This is a genomic window from Streptomyces sp. NPDC045846, assembly GCF_056431605.1.
The window spans coordinates 1-16,580 of sequence record NZ_JBWKKJ010000014.1; the positions used below are offsets into that span (position 1 = coordinate 1).

Consider the following 16,580-nt stretch of genomic DNA (forward strand, 5'->3'; position numbering starts at 1 on the left):
GCCCCCGCACAAAGCCCGGCGCGGTCGCCGGGGACAAGGCCTACTCCTCCCGCGGCAACCGCGCCTACCTGCGCAAACGCGGAATCAAGGCCGTCATCCCGGAGAAGAGGGACCAGGCCGCCAACCGCAGGAAGGAGGGCGCACGAGGCGGGCGGCCCATCAGCCTCGACGCCGACCTCTACAAGGAACGGAACACCGTCGAGCGTCTGATCAACAAGCTGAAAGCCTGGCGAGGCATCGCCACCCGCTACGACAAAACCCCGGACAGCTACCTCGCCGGCCTCCACTTCCATGCCGCCACGATCTGGATCGACGACCTCGTGAAAACCGCCGACTGATCACGACATCACACACGCCCTAGTAGTCGGTGACCTGTAGGCCCTCTTCGACGAAACGCCAGACATCCGTGTACGGGTCCCGCTTGCTGTACAGGTGGTGCTCACCGTACTGCGCGTTGATCTTTTTGGCGCGCGCCTTGGCCTTCGCGAAGCCGTCGGAGCCGTCGGTGCGGCCGGGGCCGCTGCGCTTGAGAACCTGCTCAGGCAGTACGACCTTCGCTTCTTCCTTGGACGTACGCGCGGTGACGAACGGCAGCTTCTTCGTCGCCTCGTCGCAGACACCGCCGAAGGTGCTCGTGTAGTCCTGGTGGTGCAGGAGGCGCCACAGCTCGAAGCACGGGTGGGAATACGCGATGCGCAGCCCCTCGCCGTCCTTCTCCATCTTCTTCGCCACACGCGCGACGTCGTCCACGCCTTCGTGCTGATCACGGTCGAAGAGACACCACACGGTCGTCCAGCGGTCGACGCCCTTGGGGGGGTTCCCCCACTTCTCCCGCCTGGCTTTGCGGTTCTCCTCGCGGAGCTTGGCGAGGGCCTGGTCGAGGAGGTCGAGCGGCTTTCGTGCGTGGGTGGGCCGCTGTGGTCCCTTGGTGCCACCGTTCGTGCGCTCGTCATTGGCGATGTGGACGGCGAGCCGGATGCCCGGGGCGCGCAGGTCCTTGACGATGTCGATGTACTGGGGCTCGGTGAGCGCCCCTTCAGTGAAGATCCACACCGATGGGACCGCCTTCGAGGGGCGCGAAGCCCTGTCCGTCGAGTCCTTCCCCCGCTTCACGCTCCCCATCAGTCCCGCTCCGCCTCCGCTTCCCTGGTACGTGCGGCCAGTATCCGGCGCGCGATCTGCCCCTCCGTGAAGTCAGGCACGGCCCCGAACTTTCCGGCCAGATACGAGGCGCTCAAGTCCTCCCGCTCGCCGGGCTCCGCCGCCGTCAAGGGGTACACCTCGGTCCGTCCCGCCTTGTCCTTCTCCGTCAGCCAGACCTGGCCCGGGTCGAGGAGCCGCCAGCCGCTGGGCGTACTCAGCAAGGACGGATCGTGAGAGGTGAACACCAGTTGTGCACCACGGGTGTTGACCAGCGGGTTATGGAAGATGCGTACCACTTCGGCCGCGAAGCGCGGGTGGAGGCTCGAGTCGAGTTCGTCGACGAGCAGGACCGCGCCCTCGTCGAGGGCGAGCAGCATCGGACCGAGCAGGGCGAACCAGGAACGGGTACCGAACGATTCCTTGTCCCAGTCGAACGCGGCGGCCCTGTCGCTGCCGGCGTGCAGGAGCCGGATGGTCGGCGCCTCGCCGGGATGCCTGCTGACCTCGGTTCCGCCGATTCCCAGATCTGCCACCCGCAGCAGCTCTTCGATGCGGCGCCGTACACCTGGATCCTCCTGAAGGCGGCGGATCGTATACGCCTCGCGTTCCCGCCGCTCGTGTTCCGGAGTGATCAGCCACAGGTTCCGCTCGAACCACTGGTAGATCGGGGTGAGTTGAGGGTGGTTGTCGGTGGCTGCGCGGGAGAGGAAGAGTGCGTTGGGGCGTGTCGTGCGGGCGAGCCGGGCCCGGTCCTGGATCCGGTCTCCGGGGAAGTCGTACTCCTCGTCACGAGAGGCGTCCCTGTCAAGCCACACCTGGCGGCGCCCGCGCGGGTACGCGTGCAGCCACTCGGCCTCCACACGGGTCGCACCGAGCTCGTACCCGTACGTCCAGCGCACCGCGTCGTCCGCGACGAAGTCGACCTCGAAGAAGGAGCTCTCACCGGCGGCCTTTTCGTCCAGGGCGAATTCCTCGCGTGGGACGCCCCTGTACGAGGTCCATTCCGCGTAGGAGCTCAGTACCGCGTCACGCATGTGACTCAAGGCGGTGAGCACGTTGGACTTGCCCGAGGCGTTGGCCCCGAAGATGCCGAGGAGAGGGTAGACGTCTACGTCCTTGCCGCCCGCCAGTTCCACGTGGTGAGCGGGGCCTGGTTCGTGCCCTGGGGGAACCGTGAAGGACAGCTCTTGCTCCTCGTGCAGCGACCGTACGTTCGCCACACGGAATCTCAGCAGCATGCTCATCCTCCTCTCGTCGCGCACAGAGTAGTGCCGTGATCGTGTTGCCGCCTATTGGCTGACCCAGATCAGGCCTCGTGGTCGACCTTGACGGGAGTTTTCCTCACACTCAGCGGGGCTACTGGCGCCTCTACCGGCAACCCCCGCATCAGCAGCCAGTACCCGAGGGCCGCCGCCGTGCCCAGGACCGCGCACGCCGCCCACAGCCACTGAGCGCCGAAGTGGTCGATCACGTACCCCGACATCAGCGGGGCGACCAGCGCCGCCACCGACCACGACATCGTGTAGACGCCCTGGTAGCGGCCCCGGCCGTGGACCGGCGAGAGACGGACCACCAGGCCCGTCTGGGTGGGGGCGTTGACGATCTCGGCCAGGGTCCAGACGCAGATCGTCAGGGCGTACACCGCGACCGAACCCGCGAACGCCGTCAGGCCGAAGCCGTAGCCCGCGAGCAGCGCCGAGACGATCAGCAGGCGGCGCGGGTCGCGGTGCTGGATGTAGCGGGTGATGGGGATCTGCACCGCCACGATGAGGATGCCGTTCACCGCGATCGCCAGGCCGAAGTCGGCGCTGGAGAAGCCGTCCGTGCCCATGGCGACCGGCAGTCCCACGTAACCCTGCTGGAAGATCAGGGAGATGAGGAAGGACAGGCCGATCACGCCCATGAACCGGCCGTCCCTCAGCACCGTACCGATGCCGATCCGCGGTTCGGCCGCCGTCTCCACGGCGGTCCGCTCGGGGCGGGACTCCGGCAGCTTGAGGAACACCACGATCGCGCAGACCAGGGTGAGCGTCGCCTCGCCGAGGAAGCCCGCCAGGTAGCTGTACTGCGCGATGAAGCCGGCCGTCATCGACGAGACGGCGAAACCGAGGTTGATCGCCCAGTAGTTGAGGGAGAACGCGCGCACGCGGTCCTCGGGCCGCACGATGTCCGCCATCATCGCCTGCACCGCGGGCCGCGAGGCGTTGCTCGCCATGCCGACGAGGAAGGCGACCCCCGCGATCGCCACCGGGTCCGTCATGAAGCCGAGCAGCGCGACCGAGAAGGCCGTCGAGGTCTGGGCGATGACGAGGGTGGGGCGGCGGCCGAGCCGGTCGGTCATGATGCCGCCGCCGATCGACGAGACGACCCCGCCGAGCCCGTGCAGGGAGGCCACAAGTCCCGCGTACGAGGCCGAATAGCCCCGGTCCAGGGTGAGGTAGAGCGCCATGAACGTGGCGACGAAGGCCCCGAGCCGGTTGATCAGGGTGCTGGTCCACAGCCACCAGAACTCCCGGGGCAGCCCCGAGACGGATTCTCGTGCGGCGCGCCTCAGACGGTCGACGGACATGCGGTTTCCCCCGGAACTGTGTCACTCGCGTAAGTGGTGCTACTGATGTCCGCACGTTACAAGTGGCCCGCTCCGGGGGGCTACTGAATTGACGGCGTCCGTCAATCGAGACGGGTCGGGACCTGTGTCCCCGGGCGCGCGAGGGCCGCGGAACGTCGATTAGGCTCGGACGCATGGCCGACGCACCGTACAAGCTGATCCTCCTCCGCCACGGCGAGAGCGAGTGGAACGAGAAGAACCTGTTCACCGGGTGGGTGGACGTCAACCTCACCCCGAAGGGCGAGAAGGAGGCGGCGCGCGGCGGTGAGCTGCTCAAGGACGCCGGCCTGCTCCCCGACGTGCTGCACACCTCCCTCCAGAAGCGCGCCATCCGCACCGCCCAGCTCGCGCTGGAGTCCGCGGACCGCCACTGGATCCCGGTCCACCGCAGCTGGCGCCTGAACGAGCGCCACTACGGCGCCCTCCAGGGCAAGGACAAGGCGCAGACGCTCGCCGAGTTCGGCGAGGAGCAGTTCATGCTGTGGCGCCGCTCGTACGACACCCCGCCGCCCGCCCTGGAGGACGGCACGGAGTTCTCGCAGAGCGACGACGCCCGTTACGCGACGATCCCGCCGGAGCTGCGCCCGCGGACCGAGTGCCTCAAGGACGTCGTCACGCGCATGCTGCCGTACTGGTACGACGGCATCGTCCCGGACCTGCTCGACGGCAAGACCGTCCTGATCGCCGCCCACGGCAACTCGCTGCGCGCGCTGGTCAAGCACCTCGACGGCATCTCGGACGCCGACATCGCGGGCCTGAACATCCCGACCGGCATCCCGCTCGTGTACGAGCTCGACGCCGACTTCAAGCCGGTCAAGCCGGGCGGCACCTACCTGGACCCCGACGCGGCCGCCGCCGCGATCGAGGCCGTGAAGAACCAGGGCAAGAAGAAGTAGCGCCCCGGTACGCTCCGTCGTACCCCACGCCCCCCGCCTGCGGATTTCCGCGGTGCGGGGGGTTTTGCGTTACGCGCCGTAGTCGGCCGCACCCTCTCCGGTCGCCGTCTGCGCGCACCGTGGATAGCCTCGAAAGGCGCATTTCGCCCCGCCGTGAGCACCAACCCCTTCCGGCTCCGGGCGGCGAACCGCGCATCACCTGGGGGAGTCCGCCAAGACAGGAGACCAACGTGAAAGCCACCCTGCGCAGCCGTTGTGCCCGGACGTTCGTGGCCGGTGCGCTGTCCGCCGCCCTGCTGACCGCCGGTGCGGCCGGCACCGTCGCCTCGGCCGCCACCAGCGCCAAGCCGAGCCCGTCCGCTTCCGCTTCCAAGTCGACCGCCTCGATCACCGTGAAGGCGACGCCGACGTCGGTGAAGGCCGGCGACAAGGTGACGTTCACCGGCCGCACCAAGGGCATGCCCATAGGCAGCAAGCTGGTGCTCCAGCACAAGAAGGGCAACAAGTGGACGACCCTGCAGGCCAGCACCACGGTCAAGCAGGGCAGCAGCTACTCGCTCGACGCCAAGCTCAACGACAAGGGCAAGCAGGAGCTGCGGATCAAGTACGACGAGGTCACCTCGCCGACGGTCACCGTCACGGTGAAGTGACCCGGTCGAGGCCCTGAGGCCTTGAGGCCATGAGTAAGGGCCCCGCCCATGGCCGGGCGGGGCCCCTCCTCATGCTGGGAACAGCGGGTTCAGCCGCCGCACTGGCAGGGCGCGCCCGACTGGCAGCCGCAGCCGCAGCCCGAGCCGCAGCCGCACGCGCCGATCAGGGGCAGCCGGACCACTTCGACAGGGGTGACGGGTGCTTCCTGCCGCGGTTCGGTCGTGGGCGTATCGGCCATGGGTCCCTCCCGGGGGTAGGCAGACGCAAGGAGCCTTCGCTCATTGCATGCCCACCGAAGCGGGCGCGTCAACGGCGCATCCGCGCAAGCCTGTTGGAGCTCCCGGACGGCCGGGGCGGGCGGGCGCGTTCGGCCGGGCCCGCCGCCCCCCGGGGTCAGGCCCCCTCGACCTGCGAGGTCGCCTGGAGCTCGTCGGCGTGTTCGCCGGTGACCAGGTAGACCACGCGCTTGGCCACGGACACCGCGTGGTCCGCGAAGCGCTCGTAGTAGCGGCCGAGCAGGGTCACGTCCACCGCGGTCTCGATGCCGTGCTTCCAGCGGTCGTCCATCAGGTGCTGGAAGAGGGTGCGGTGCAGCAGGTCCATCTCGTCGTCGTCCTGCTCCAGTTGGAGGGCCAGGTCGACGTCCTTGGTGATGATGACCTCGGCGGCCTTCGCCATCAGGCGCTGGGCGAGCTGGCCCATCTCCAGGATGGTGGCGTGCAGGTCGTGCGGCACGGCGCGCTCCGGATAGCGCAGCCGGGTCAGCTTGGCCACGTGCTGGGCGAGGTCGCCCGAGCGCTCCAGGTCGGCGCTCATGCGCAGGGAGGTCACCACGATGCGGAGATCGGTGGCGACCGGCTGCTGGCGGGCCAGCAGGGCTATGGCCCGGGCCTCCAGGTCGTGCTGGAGATCGTCGACCTTCTGGTCGGCCGCGATCACGCTCTCGGCGAGCTTCAGATCGGCGTCGAGCATGGCCGTGGTGGCGCGCCCGATCGCCGACCCGACAAGGCGGGCCATTTCGACCAGGCCCTCGCCGATCGAGTCAAGTTCCTCGTGGTACGCGTCCCGCATGGGTGTCCCTCTCTACAACGTCTCCGGGGGCCGGGGGTGCCTGTGAACCCCACGCTCCCACGTTCCGTCCGTTACGCGTCCGATTCGGCCATAGGAAGTGAACCGTCCCTATCACCTCGGTGAACTCTGGGCGACGAACGTTCGAGCGGCCACCCATTTGGCTGGGAGAGTGTCGGCGCGGCCGCATAACCTGGGTGCATGGACGTGAACGCGGCGGTCGCCGCATTGGCAGCGATCGCCGGGGTGTGCACCGGCGTGATCGCCATGCTGGCGTTCCGCTGGAGCGAGCGCGACCAGGCGCGGCCCACCCGGACGTCCCTGCACACCGACGCCGTACTGCCCCCGGGCGTGGACACGGTCCTTTCCGTACTGCGCTCCTCCGCGGTCGTCCTCGACGAGAGCGACTCGGTGGTCAAGGCCAGCTCCGCGGCGTACGCGCTCGGCCTGGTGCGGGGCGGCAAGCTGGCCGTCGAGCCCATGCTGCACATGGCCCGCGACACCCGGCGCGACGGAGAGATACGCCAGGTCGAGCTCGACCTGCCCCGGCGCGGTACGGGCCGGGGCGAGGCCCTCGCGGTCTCGGCCCGGGTCGCCCCGCTCGGCTCCCGCCTCGTCCTGCTCCTCGTGGAGGACCTCACCGAGGCCCGCCGCATCGAGGCCGTCCGGCGCGACTTCGTGGCCAACGTCAGCCACGAGCTCAAGACCCCGACCGGGGCGCTCTCGCTGCTCTCCGAGGCCGTCATGGACGCGTCGGACGACCCCGAGGCGGTCACCCGCTTCGCGGGCCGCATGCAGATCGAGGCCACCCGGCTCACCAACCTGGTCCAAGAGCTCATCGACCTCTCCCGGGTCCAGAACGACGACCCGCTGGAGGACGCCGAGCCGGTCCGCGTCGACGAACTCGTCGCCGAGGCCATCGACCGCTCCCGGCACACCGCGTCCACCAAGCAGATCACGATGGCCGCGGGCGGCACCGCCGACCTGTACGTCTGGGGCAACCGCGGCCAGCTCGCCGCCGCGCTCGGCAACCTCGTCGAGAACGCCGTGAACTACTCGCCGGCCAGGACCCGGGTCGGCATCGCCGGGCGCCGCATCGCCGCGCCGGGCGGGGACCTGATCGAGATCGCGGTGACCGACCAGGGCATCGGCATCTCCGAGAAGGACCGCGAGCGCATCTTCGAGCGCTTCTACCGGGTGGACCCGGCCCGCTCCCGTGCCACCGGCGGCACCGGCCTGGGCCTGGCCATCGTCAAGCACGTGGCCGCCTCGCACGGCGGGGAGGTCACGGTGTGGAGCTCCGAGGGACAGGGCTCCACGTTCACCCTGCGGCTGCCGGAAGCCGGCGCCGTCCGCGACCGCGCCTCCGCGGGGCGCGGCCCGGTCACGGTCGATGAGGACGACGACGTCCCGTACGAGACCTTCAGTTCCGCTGTGCCCGAATCACACGCCATAGTTCCTGCCCCGGAGGTCCTTCCGTGACCCGAGTGCTCGTCGTCGAGGATGAGGAATCCTTCAGCGACGCCCTGTCCTACATGCTCCGCAAGGAGGGCTTCGAGGTCGCGGTGGCGGCCACCGGACCCGACGGCCTGGACGAGTTCGAGCGCAACGGCGCCGACCTGGTCCTGCTCGACCTGATGCTGCCCGGCCTGCCCGGCACCGAGGTCTGCCGTCAGCTGCGCGGCCGCTCCAACGTCCCGGTCATCATGGTGACCGCCAAGGACAGCGAGATCGACAAGGTCGTGGGCCTGGAAATAGGAGCCGACGACTACGTCACCAAGCCGTTCTCCTCGCGCGAGCTGGTGGCCCGCATCCGTGCCGTGCTGCGCCGCCGCGGCGAGCCGGAGGAGGTCACCCCGGCCGCCCTGGAGGCGGGCCCGGTCCGCATGGACGTCGACCGGCACGTGGTCACCGTCTCGGGCGGAAAGGTCGACCTCCCGCTGAAGGAGTTCGACCTCCTGGAGATGCTCCTGCGCAACGCGGGCCGCGTGCTGACCCGCATGCAGCTCATCGACCGGGTGTGGGGCGCGGACTACGTGGGCGACACCAAGACCCTCGACGTCCACGTCAAGCGCCTGCGCGCCAAGATCGAGCCGGACCCGGGCGCGCCGCGCTACCTGGTGACGGTCCGCGGCCTGGGCTACAAGTTCGAGCCGTAGACCCGACGGGCCCTGAGGCAGGGGCCCCGATGCACGGGCCGTACGGAGACGGCCGTACGGAATCGGTCGTACCGAAACGACAGGAGGGCGGCCCCGGATCCGGTCCGGGGCCGCCCTCCTCGCGTCCTGGTGTCAGTGACCCGTCGCGCTGTGCGACGCCGAGCCGGAGGCCGCGGGCTTGCCGCTGCTGCCCGGCGTGTTCGGCTTCGTCGAGCTGGACGCCGAGCCCGACGGGGTGCCCGACGGCTCGCCCGCGGGGGTCTCCTTGGGCTTGGGGAGCTCGCTGGGGCCGACGCCCTGGAAGTAGCTGGTGGCCGGGACCACGAAGGCCGACAGGCTCACAGCGCCGGCCTTGCTGAACTGGAAGGTGACCTTCTGCGCGTCGCCGTTCTTGGCGGCCTCGCGGCCGTTGTCGATGACGGCGGAGGCGTTGTCCTTGCCGCCGAGCACGACGGAGCCGTGCGCCGGAACGGTGATCGGACCCGCGCCCTTGGCCGGGGTGAGCTTGACGGCGGCGCTGCCGACCTGGACGGCGTCCAGGGTCTGCGGGTCGGCGCCGTTGTTGAACAGCGTGGCCGCGACGACGGCCGGGCCCTCGGCGTCGGGCTTCGGCTGGGTGACGACCGTCGCGTTCTGGACCTTGATGTCGCCGACGGTGACGTAGGCGTTGTCCGCCTTGACCCCGAGCGTCTGGGCCCCGTTACCGGCGGCGCAGGCGGAGAGGGAAGCGAGCGAGAACGCGATGGCAGAAGCGGCGAGGGCGCCGCGTCGAAGGCTGCGGCTCACGGCGGCGGCAACTCCTTGGACGTACGAGACGGACTGCTTCGGACGGGCTACGGGTCAGCCGGCCGCGTACCTAAGGGCCAGCTAAGGGTGTGTCAGCGGGCCTAGATTACCGAGCCGTCCGACACGCCCCGCACCCGACCCGCCCCTACGGCCGACGGGTCCGCCGAACTCGGGCGGATCACGTGCTGATCTTGGTCTTTCGCGCGCCGTTCACATATGCCGGGTGATCAATTTCCCCGGCCGCCACACATTCCTTACGGAAAATCCCCCGCGGCGGCCCGGCCGGACCGTTCGTTGATCAATTCCGGAAAGAATCCCGACCGGCCGAACGGGTGAACGAGCGCCGAACGGAGTAGAGGAAGTTCACCGTCCGGAACCCGGCAAACCGGGACGTTCGGCCTCTCGGGGCACCGATCGGGGGTGGGTGGCGTACGCGTTTCGCACCCCCTTCGCAGCTGCTCCGACCTGCGAATACCGCCTTCCGGAAGCCCTCCGCAGCACGTTCCTGTTGCTGTTGTCAAGCCCCGAGATATGCCCTGACCTGCGAAAACGCCATTCAGAAGAAGCCGTATCCGTGTTACCCTGGATAGCCACGGAAGGGGTACCTGTCACATGACGTTCAAGGTTGGCGACACCGTGGTCTATCCCCATCACGGGGCCGCGCTGATCGAGGCCATCGAAACTCGCCAGATCAAAGGCGTGGACAAGACCTACTTGGTGCTCAAGGTCGCCCAGGGCGACCTGACTGTGCGCGTGCCCGCGGACAATGCGGAGTTCGTCGGCGTTCGCGATGTAGTGGGTCAGGACGGGCTGGACCGGGTCTTCGAGGTGCTGCGCGCGCCGTACGCGGAGGAGCCCACGAACTGGTCCCGTCGCTACAAGGCAAATCTCGAGAAGCTCGCCTCCGGCGATGTCATCAAGGTCGCCGAAGTAGTGCGTGACCTGTGGCGTCGCGAGCGCGAGCGCGGACTGTCCGCGGGTGAGAAGCGCATGCTCGCCAAGGCACGGCAGATCCTGGTGAGCGAGCTCGCCCTCGCGGAGAACACCAACGAAGACAAGGCCGAGGCCCTTCTCGACGAGGTTCTCGCGTCCTGACGCCGTAGGGCCTGTCCGGACAGGCCCTCTGTTCCGGGGCGCGCTCCGGAATGCCCGGCATTGCCGCGGTGCCCGCTGACCAGCAGTGAACATTGCTGTGTCGCCGGGCGCTGCGGCATGTTCGTATCCCCTCGCCGTCAGCACCCGCACTGTGTGTGCCGGGCCCGGGCGGCTCGCCTGACCGGTCGTCACGGAAGGGCCGGTCAGGGCGTCGCGCCCGGCACTCCCCCAGGCTCCAGGAGCAGGGGGTTCCCCCAGGCCATACCCACGTCGTTTGAGGACACAAACCTTGTCAGACGAATCGCGCCCTTTCCGCACCGCCGCGGTGATTCCAGCGGCCGGACGCGGCGTGCGGCTCGGCCCGGGCGCCCCCAAGGCACTCCGCGCGCTGAACGGCACCCCCATGCTCATCCACGCTGTCCGGGCGATGGCCGCGTCCCGCGCGGTCTCGCTCGTCGTCGTGGTGGCTCCGCCGGACGGCGCCACGGAGGTCCAGAACCTCCTCGTCGAGCACGCCCTGCCGGACCGCACCGACTTCCTGGTGGTGCCCGGCGGCGAGAGCCGCCAGGAGTCCGTGAAGCTCGGCCTGGACGCCCTGCCGCCCGGCTTCGACGCCGTCCTGGTCCATGACGCGGCCCGCCCGCTGGTCCCCGTCGACACCGTGGACGCGGTCATCGAGGCGGTGCGCGACGGGGCGCCCGCCGTCGTGCCCGCGCTCCCGCTCGCCGACACCGTCAAGCAGGTCGAGCCGCGCGCAGACGGCTCGCCCGAGCCGGTCGTGGCCACCCCCGAGCGGGCCCGGCTGCGCGCGGTGCAGACCCCGCAGGGCTTCGACCACGACACGCTCGTACGCGCCCACGAGACGGTCACCGACGACGTCACGGACGACGCCGGCATGATCGAGCGGCTCGGCCTCGACGTCGTGGTGGTGCCCGGCCACGAAGAGGCGTTCAAGGTGACCCGCCCCCTCGACCTCGTACTCGCCGAGGCCGTACTCGCCCGACGGAGGGCCAACGATGGCTTCTGAGGCATCCGGTTCCACGACGGCGGCCGGTGACCGGCCGCTGATCCCGCTGGTCGGCATCGGCACCGACGTCCACGCCTTCGAGCGCGGGCGCGAGCTGTGGTGCGCCGGGCTGCTGTGGGAGGACGGCGACGGATACGGCCTCGCCGGGCACTCCGACGGCGACGTCGCCGCCCACGCCGCCTGCGACGCGATCTTCTCGGCGGCCGGCGTCGGCGACCTCGGCGCCCACTTCGGCACCGACCGCCCCGAGTGGTCCGGCGCCTCCGGCGTCACCCTGCTCGCCGAGGCCGCCCGGATCGTGCGGGCCGAGGGCTACGAGATCGGCAACATCGCGGTGCAGGTCATCGGCGTACGGCCGAAGATCGGCAAGCGGCGTGACGAGGCGCAGAAGGTGCTGTCGGCCGCGGCCGGGGCGCCCGTCTCGGTGTCCGGCACCACCACGGACGGGCTCGGCCTGACCGGCCGTGCCGAGGGGCTCGCGGCCATCGCCACGGCGATGGTGTACCGGTTGCCGTAGAAACGTGGCGGGTTGGGGTAGTAGAGGAGGCGACCATTCCACCTCGCCCGGAAGGACCCGCCGTGTCTGCTGAGCTCAGCGACAAGCTGAAGGAAATGCTCGACGCCCCCAACTTCGTCAACATCGCCACCATCCAGCCCGACGGCAGCCCCCAGGTGTCGCCGGTCTGGGTGAAGCGCGACGGGAACGACGTGCTGGTCTCGACGACCGTGGGGCGGCGCAAGGAGAAGAACATGCGCCGCGACCCGCGCGTCAGCGTGCTCCTCCAGCTCTTCGACTCCCCGTACGAGTACGCCGAGATCCGGGGCACCGCCGACCTCACCACCGAGGGCGGCCAGGAGCTGATCGACGAGCTCTCGATGAAGTACAGCGGCAAGAAGTACCGCGAATTCAATCCGGATTCGGTCAACGACGCCCCCCGGGTGGTCGTCCGGATCACTCCGCGGAAGATCGTCGGGATGCTCTGAGTCCCAACAGACGCCAAATTGTGTGCCCCGAGGCCCGGAAGGGTCGCGGGGCACTGGTATGAGGCCACTACCCTGGTGGGGTGACCATTCGCCTGTACGACACCAGCGCCCGGCAGATCCGTGACTTCGTCCCGCTCGTGCGGGGCTGTGTCTCGATCTACCTGTGTGGTGCCACGGTGCAGGCGGCTCCGCACATCGGGCACATCCGGTCGGGGTTGAACTTCGACATCATGCGGCGGTGGTTCGACTACCGGGGCTATGAGGTGACGTTCATCCGCAATGTCACCGACATCGACGACAAGATCATCAGGAAGGCGGGCGAGCAGGGCCGTCCGTGGTGGTCGATCGGGTACGAGAACGAGCGGGCGTTCAACGACGGTTACCGGGCGCTGGGCTGCCTGCCGCCGACCTATGAGCCGCGGGCGACCGGGCACGTCACCGAGATGGTCGAGATGATGCGGGGTCTCATCGAGCGCGGTCACGCGTATGAGGCGGACGGCAGTGTCTACTTCGACGTGCGGTCCTTCCCGGGTTATCTGGCGCTGTCGAACCAGGACATCGATGATCTGCGTCAGCCCGACGAGGGTGTCTCGGGCAAGCGTGATCCGCGGGACTTCGCGATGTGGAAGGCGTCCAGGCCGGGTGAGCCGGACTGGGAGACGCCGTGGGGGCGGGGCCGTCCGGGCTGGCATCTGGAGTGCTCGGCGATGGCCCACAAGTATCTGGGTGCCGCGTTCGACATCCATGGCGGCGGCCTCGATCTGATCTTCCCGCACCATGAGAACGAGATTGCCCAGGCCAGGGCGTTCGGTGACGCGTTCGCGTCGTACTGGGTGCACAACGCGTGGGTGACGATGTCCGGCGAGAAGATGTCGAAGTCGCTGGGCAACAGTGTGCTGGTGTCGGAGATGGTCAAGCGGTGGCGGCCGATCGTGCTGCGCTACTACCTGGGGACCCCGCACTACCGGTCGATGATCGAGTACAGCCAGGAGGCGCTGCGCGAGGCCGAGTCGGCGTTCGCGCGGATCGAGGGCTTCATCCAGCGGGTGGTGGAGAAGGCGGGCGGTGTCGTGGAGCCCGCGGCCCAGGTGCCGCTCGCGTTCGCCGAGGCGATGGACGACGATCTGGGGGTGCCGCAGGCCCTCGCGGTCATCCACACCACGGTCCGTCAGGGCAACAGTGCGCTGGCCGCCGACGACAAGGAAGCCGCCACCGCCCGTCTGGCCGAGGTCCGTGCCATGCTGGGTGTGCTGGGTCTGGACCCGCTGGACGCGCACTGGGCCGAGGAGAGCGACCGCGGCGAGGACCTCCACGGGGCCGTCGACACGCTCGTGCGTCTGGTCCTGGAACAGCGTGAAGCGGCCCGGGCCCGCAAGGACTGGGCCACCGCGGACGCCATCCGCGACCAGCTCACCCAGTCCGGCCTCGTCATCGAGGACAGCCCCCAAGGCCCCCGCTGGACCCTCGGCCCCCGCTGAACAGCCCCTGATGTGCCGCCCGGGCGATCGGGCGGCACACTTCATATACGTACGTACACGATCTGCATCCGCATGTGGATCGCCGATTCACTGAGGAAACAGGTAGGTCATGGCCGGGAACAGCCAGCGCAGGAACCGCCGCACGTCCAACAAGAAGGGCGCTACGGTCGGCAGCGGTGGCCAGCGGCGCAAGGGCCTGGAAGGCAGGGGCCCCACGCCCAAGGCCGAGGACCGCAAGAAGCACAAGAAGAACCGCATCGCGACCGCCAAGGCCCGGCAGGCGGCGACCCGCCGCCCCGCCCCCCGGCGCGGCGGCGTCAAGGGCACGTCCGAGATGGTCGTGGGCCGCAACCCGGTCTTCGAGGCGCTGCGCGACGGCGTCCCGGCGACCACGCTCTATGTCCAGCAGTACATCGACAACGACGAGCGGGTCCGCGAGGCCCTTCAGCTCGCCGGTGAGCGCGGCAACATCAACCTGATGGAGGCCCCGCGCGTCGAGCTGGACCGGATGACGAACGGCCTCAACCACCAGGGCCTGGTCCTCCAGGTCCCGCCGTACGAGTACGCCGACCCGCAGGACCTCACGGCCTTCGCGTACGACAACGGCGAGGACCCGCTGATCGTCGCGCTCGACGGCGTGACCGACCCGCGCAACCTCGGCGCGATCGTCCGCTCCACCTCCGCCTTCGGCGGCCACGGCGTGGTCGTGCCCGAGCGGCGCGCGGCCGGCATGACGGCGGGCGCCTGGAAGTCGTCGGCGGGCACCGCGGCGCGCACGCCGGTCTCCCGGGTCACCAACCTGACCCGCGCTCTGGAGGCGTACAAGAAGGAAGGCCTCACGATCGTCGGCCTCGCCGCCGACGGCGAGCACACGGTCGAGGAGCTGGAGCAGATCGGCGGCCCCGTCGTCATCGTGATCGGCAGCGAGGGCAAGGGACTTGGCCGGCTCGTCGGCGAGACCTGCGACTACCGCGTGCGGATCTCGATGCCGGGCGGCGCCGAGTCCCTCAACGCCGGTGTGGCGGCGGGCATCGTGCTCTACGAGGCGGCCCGCCGACGCGCCTGACCTGGGTGATCTTGACGGGTCTCGGACAGATTCGGACCCGTCAAGCAGTGTCCTAACCACTCGTCACTCGGTTAGATGAGTGTGGACACAAGAACGCCCCGGCCCGGGTTCGACGACCAGCCTGCCCTGAGCATGGCCAAGGTGGACTGCGACCCCGCGCAGGTCATCGTCAACCACGCGAGTTTCCGGGTGCAGCTTGCGCCCAAGTCGCTGCCGAAGCCCCTGATTTCGGGAACCGCGGTGCGCCGCAGGGCGCCCGTGGTGTGGAGCGGGAAGTCGGCGCCGGGGGCGAGCGGACTCCTCCAGGCGGTCCGCGCCACCTCCGTCGGCGGCGGTGGTGAGGGCTACGACACCGGCGCGACCCAGACCATCCCGCGCGTCTCCGTCGACGACACGATGCCGACGCCGCTGATCCCCGGGCCCGGCGCCGGACCGGAGACCGCGCTGCTCCCGCAGATGCGCACCCCGTACGGCCAACAGCCGTACGGGCGCGACGAGTTCGAGAACGTCGACGAGATCGACGAGTTCGACGGCGAACCGGACGACGGCTCGCCCGCCAAGCGGCGCGGCGCCGACCCCGTCCGGCACGCCTACTACCCGGGCCGCCGGATGAACCTCGGCGTCGTGCTGCTCCCGCTGCGCGTCTTCCTCGGCTTCATCTCGGTGTACGCGGGCATGGGCAAGCTGTGCGACCCCGTGTACTTCGACGGCGGCGAACGCGGCTCGATGGTCAAGTGGCTGAATTCGCTGCACCCTTGGGCGCTCGCCGAGCCCCTGCGCGACTTCGCGCTCCAGCACCCCGTGGGCGCCGGCCTGACCGTCGCCTTCCTCCAGGTCGTCGTCGGCGTACTGACGATGCTCGGCCTGTGGCAGCGGGTGGCGGCCGTGTTCGGCGCGATGCTGTCGGCGGCCCTGCTGGTGACGGTGAGCTGGCAGACCGTACGCGCCTACGACGCCCCGGACATCATCTACCTCGCCGCCTGGTCCCCGCTGATCATCGCCGGAGCCCCGGTCTACTCGCTCGACGCCCGGCTCGCGGGCGAGGCCTGGCGCAAGCTCGGGCCGCGTTCCGAACTCTGGGAGCTGCGGCGCCGGGTGCTGCGGCGCGGCCTGGTCATGACGACCATCGTGATCGGCCTGACCCTGACGGTCGGCGCGCTGCTCGGCGGCGCGGTCCGCTCCACCACCGTGGTGACCGTCCCGGGCCCCAACGACGACCCGACCAACTACCTGCCCGGCACCCCGCTGCCGAGCGAGACCGGGCCCGCGCTCGCGCCCCGTACGGCGCCCAGCAGCGCCAAGCCGTCGGCGGTCCGGGGCAAGACCTCGGCGAGCCCGTCCGCGAAGGCGTCCAAGAAGCCCAGGGTCCACCAGAGCGCCTCGGCGGGCACCACCGGCCAGCCGAGCCACTCGGCGGGCACCGGCGGCCAGGCCCCGTCCCACCACCGCACCGCCCCGCAGGCCCCGCCGTCCACGAGCGCGGGCCCGACGTCCTCGGGCGGCACGGGATCGAGCAGCGGCAACCGCAACCCCATCGGAGGCCTGCTCGGCTGACACGGGCGACCGCATGACGAAGGGGGCCGGAATCTTCCGGCCCCCTTCGTCATGCGGCGAGCGTC

General features: G+C 69.8%; 18 protein-coding genes. 12 read left to right on the forward strand and 6 right to left on the reverse strand.

Going from position 1 to position 16,580, the window contains the following annotated elements; genetic code table 11:
- Nucleotides 1-338 (forward strand): transposase (locus AC07F3_RS32510; protein ID WP_479118078.1); only part of this gene is annotated, 338 nt, incomplete at its 5' end.
- Nucleotides 339-357: 19 nt separating this feature from the next.
- Here AC07F3_RS32510 and AC07F3_RS32515 read toward each other — a convergent pair.
- The 3 genes from AC07F3_RS32515 to AC07F3_RS32525 all read right to left on the reverse strand — a co-directional run bounded on the left by AC07F3_RS32515 (nt 358) and on the right by AC07F3_RS32525 (nt 3,712).
- Nucleotides 358-1,053 (reverse strand): RloB family protein, encoded by a 696-nt coding sequence (locus AC07F3_RS32515; protein ID WP_479118079.1) that lies wholly within the window; start codon nt 1,051-1,053, stop codon nt 358-360.
- Nucleotides 1,054-1,121: 68 nt separating this feature from the next.
- On the reverse strand, nt 1,122-2,381 hold the full coding sequence (locus tag AC07F3_RS32520; RefSeq protein ID WP_479118080.1) for an AAA family ATPase: 1,260 nt from the start codon (nt 2,379-2,381) through the stop codon (nt 1,122-1,124).
- 68 nt (nt 2,382-2,449) lie between these two features.
- Nucleotides 2,450-3,712 carry an MDR family MFS transporter gene (locus tag AC07F3_RS32525; protein ID WP_479118081.1) on the reverse strand — a complete coding sequence of 421 codons (1,263 nt, stop codon included), beginning with the start codon at nt 3,710-3,712 and terminating at the stop codon, nt 2,450-2,452.
- Between the two features lie 173 nt (nt 3,713-3,885).
- On the opposite strand from AC07F3_RS32525, the gene AC07F3_RS32530 reads away from it, so the two are divergent.
- Together AC07F3_RS32530 and AC07F3_RS32535 are read left to right on the forward strand one after the other, a co-directional pair.
- Nucleotides 3,886-4,647 (forward strand): phosphoglyceromutase, encoded by a 762-nt coding sequence (locus AC07F3_RS32530; protein WP_114039046.1) that lies wholly within the window; start codon nt 3,886-3,888, stop codon nt 4,645-4,647.
- A 230-nt stretch (nt 4,648-4,877) separates the two neighbouring features.
- A complete protein-coding gene (locus tag AC07F3_RS32535) occupies nt 4,878-5,297 on the forward strand; it encodes a hypothetical protein (protein WP_479118083.1) in 420 nt (139 codons plus the stop codon).
- 89 nt (nt 5,298-5,386) lie between these two features.
- Here AC07F3_RS32535 and AC07F3_RS32540 read toward each other — a convergent pair whose 3' ends face one another.
- Nucleotides 5,387-5,536: a hypothetical protein gene (locus tag AC07F3_RS32540; protein ID WP_479118085.1), complete on the reverse strand. Its 150-nt coding sequence runs from the start codon at nt 5,534-5,536 to the stop codon at nt 5,387-5,389.
- Nucleotides 5,537-5,691: 155 nt separating this feature from the next.
- The gene (gene phoU / locus AC07F3_RS32545; RefSeq protein ID WP_479118087.1) at nt 5,692-6,369 is read right to left on the reverse strand and encodes a phosphate signaling complex protein PhoU; all 678 of its coding nucleotides are present in this window, start codon (nt 6,367-6,369) and stop codon (nt 5,692-5,694) included.
- Between the two features lie 198 nt (nt 6,370-6,567).
- On the opposite strand from phoU, the gene phoR reads away from it, so the two are divergent.
- Nucleotides 6,568-7,848: a two-component system sensor histidine kinase PhoR gene (gene phoR / locus AC07F3_RS32550; protein WP_469498318.1), complete on the forward strand. Its 1,281-nt coding sequence runs from the start codon at nt 6,568-6,570 to the stop codon at nt 7,846-7,848.
- Between the two features lie 5 nt (nt 7,849-7,853).
- The gene (gene phoP / locus AC07F3_RS32555) at nt 7,854-8,525 is read left to right on the forward strand and encodes a two-component system response regulator PhoP (RefSeq protein ID WP_465270246.1); all 672 of its coding nucleotides are present in this window, start codon (nt 7,854-7,856) and stop codon (nt 8,523-8,525) included.
- A 132-nt stretch (nt 8,526-8,657) separates the two neighbouring features.
- On the opposite strand, the gene AC07F3_RS32560 is transcribed toward phoP, so the two are convergent.
- Nucleotides 8,658-9,311, reverse strand: a complete 654-nt coding sequence (locus AC07F3_RS32560; RefSeq protein ID WP_479118089.1) for a copper chaperone PCu(A)C domain-containing protein — start codon at nt 9,309-9,311, stop codon at nt 8,658-8,660.
- Nucleotides 9,312-9,923: 612 nt separating this feature from the next.
- Between AC07F3_RS32560 and AC07F3_RS32565 the strand changes: the two genes are divergently transcribed.
- The 7 genes from AC07F3_RS32565 to AC07F3_RS32595 all read left to right on the forward strand — a co-directional run bounded on the left by AC07F3_RS32565 (nt 9,924) and on the right by AC07F3_RS32595 (nt 16,515).
- Nucleotides 9,924-10,406, forward strand: coding sequence for a CarD family transcriptional regulator (locus tag AC07F3_RS32565; protein WP_003953493.1), 483 nt, complete (start codon nt 9,924-9,926; stop codon nt 10,404-10,406).
- A gap of 289 nt (nt 10,407-10,695) precedes the next feature.
- On the forward strand, nt 10,696-11,433 hold the full coding sequence (gene ispD, locus AC07F3_RS32570) for a 2-C-methyl-D-erythritol 4-phosphate cytidylyltransferase (protein ID WP_479118091.1): 738 nt from the start codon (nt 10,696-10,698) through the stop codon (nt 11,431-11,433).
- Nucleotides 11,423-11,950, forward strand: coding sequence for a 2-C-methyl-D-erythritol 2,4-cyclodiphosphate synthase (gene ispF, locus AC07F3_RS32575; protein ID WP_479118092.1), 528 nt, complete (start codon nt 11,423-11,425; stop codon nt 11,948-11,950). Before ispD ends, ispF begins: the two co-directional genes overlap by 11 nt.
- 62 nt (nt 11,951-12,012) lie before the next feature.
- On the forward strand, nt 12,013-12,417 hold the full coding sequence (locus AC07F3_RS32580) for a PPOX class F420-dependent oxidoreductase (RefSeq protein ID WP_479118094.1): 405 nt from the start codon (nt 12,013-12,015) through the stop codon (nt 12,415-12,417).
- Between the two features lie 80 nt (nt 12,418-12,497).
- Entirely contained in the window at nt 12,498-13,895 is a 1,398-nt protein-coding gene (gene cysS / locus AC07F3_RS32585) for a cysteine--tRNA ligase (RefSeq protein ID WP_479118095.1), read from the forward strand.
- A gap of 109 nt (nt 13,896-14,004) precedes the next feature.
- Complete coding sequence (gene rlmB, locus AC07F3_RS32590) at nt 14,005-14,961, forward strand: 23S rRNA (guanosine(2251)-2'-O)-methyltransferase RlmB (protein ID WP_479118097.1); 957 nt, start codon at nt 14,005-14,007, stop codon at nt 14,959-14,961.
- A 75-nt stretch (nt 14,962-15,036) separates the two neighbouring features.
- On the forward strand, nt 15,037-16,515 hold the full coding sequence (locus AC07F3_RS32595) for a DoxX family protein (RefSeq protein WP_479118098.1): 1,479 nt from the start codon (nt 15,037-15,039) through the stop codon (nt 16,513-16,515).
- Nucleotides 16,516-16,580: the final 65 nt, after the last annotated feature.

Coding starts and splice junctions, on each gene's coding strand:
- AC07F3_RS32520 (WP_479118080.1), bottom strand. CDS start 2,381: ATGCTGCTGAGATTCCGTGTGGCGAACGTACGGTCGCTGCACGAGGAG.
- phoR (WP_469498318.1), top strand. CDS start 6,568: ATGGACGTGAACGCGGCGGTCGCCGCATTGGCAGCGATCGCCGGGGTG.
- AC07F3_RS32540 (WP_479118085.1), bottom strand. CDS start 5,536: ATGGCCGATACGCCCACGACCGAACCGCGGCAGGAAGCACCCGTCACC.
- ispF (WP_479118092.1), top strand. CDS start 11,423: ATGGCTTCTGAGGCATCCGGTTCCACGACGGCGGCCGGTGACCGGCCG.
- AC07F3_RS32595 (WP_479118098.1), top strand. CDS start 15,037: ATGAGTGTGGACACAAGAACGCCCCGGCCCGGGTTCGACGACCAGCCT.
- AC07F3_RS32525 (WP_479118081.1), bottom strand. CDS start 3,712: ATGTCCGTCGACCGTCTGAGGCGCGCCGCACGAGAATCCGTCTCGGGG.
- AC07F3_RS32530 (WP_114039046.1), top strand. CDS start 3,886: ATGGCCGACGCACCGTACAAGCTGATCCTCCTCCGCCACGGCGAGAGC.
- phoU (WP_479118087.1), bottom strand. CDS start 6,369: ATGCGGGACGCGTACCACGAGGAACTTGACTCGATCGGCGAGGGCCTG.
- rlmB (WP_479118097.1), top strand. CDS start 14,005: ATGGCCGGGAACAGCCAGCGCAGGAACCGCCGCACGTCCAACAAGAAG.
- AC07F3_RS32565 (WP_003953493.1), top strand. CDS start 9,924: ATGACGTTCAAGGTTGGCGACACCGTGGTCTATCCCCATCACGGGGCC.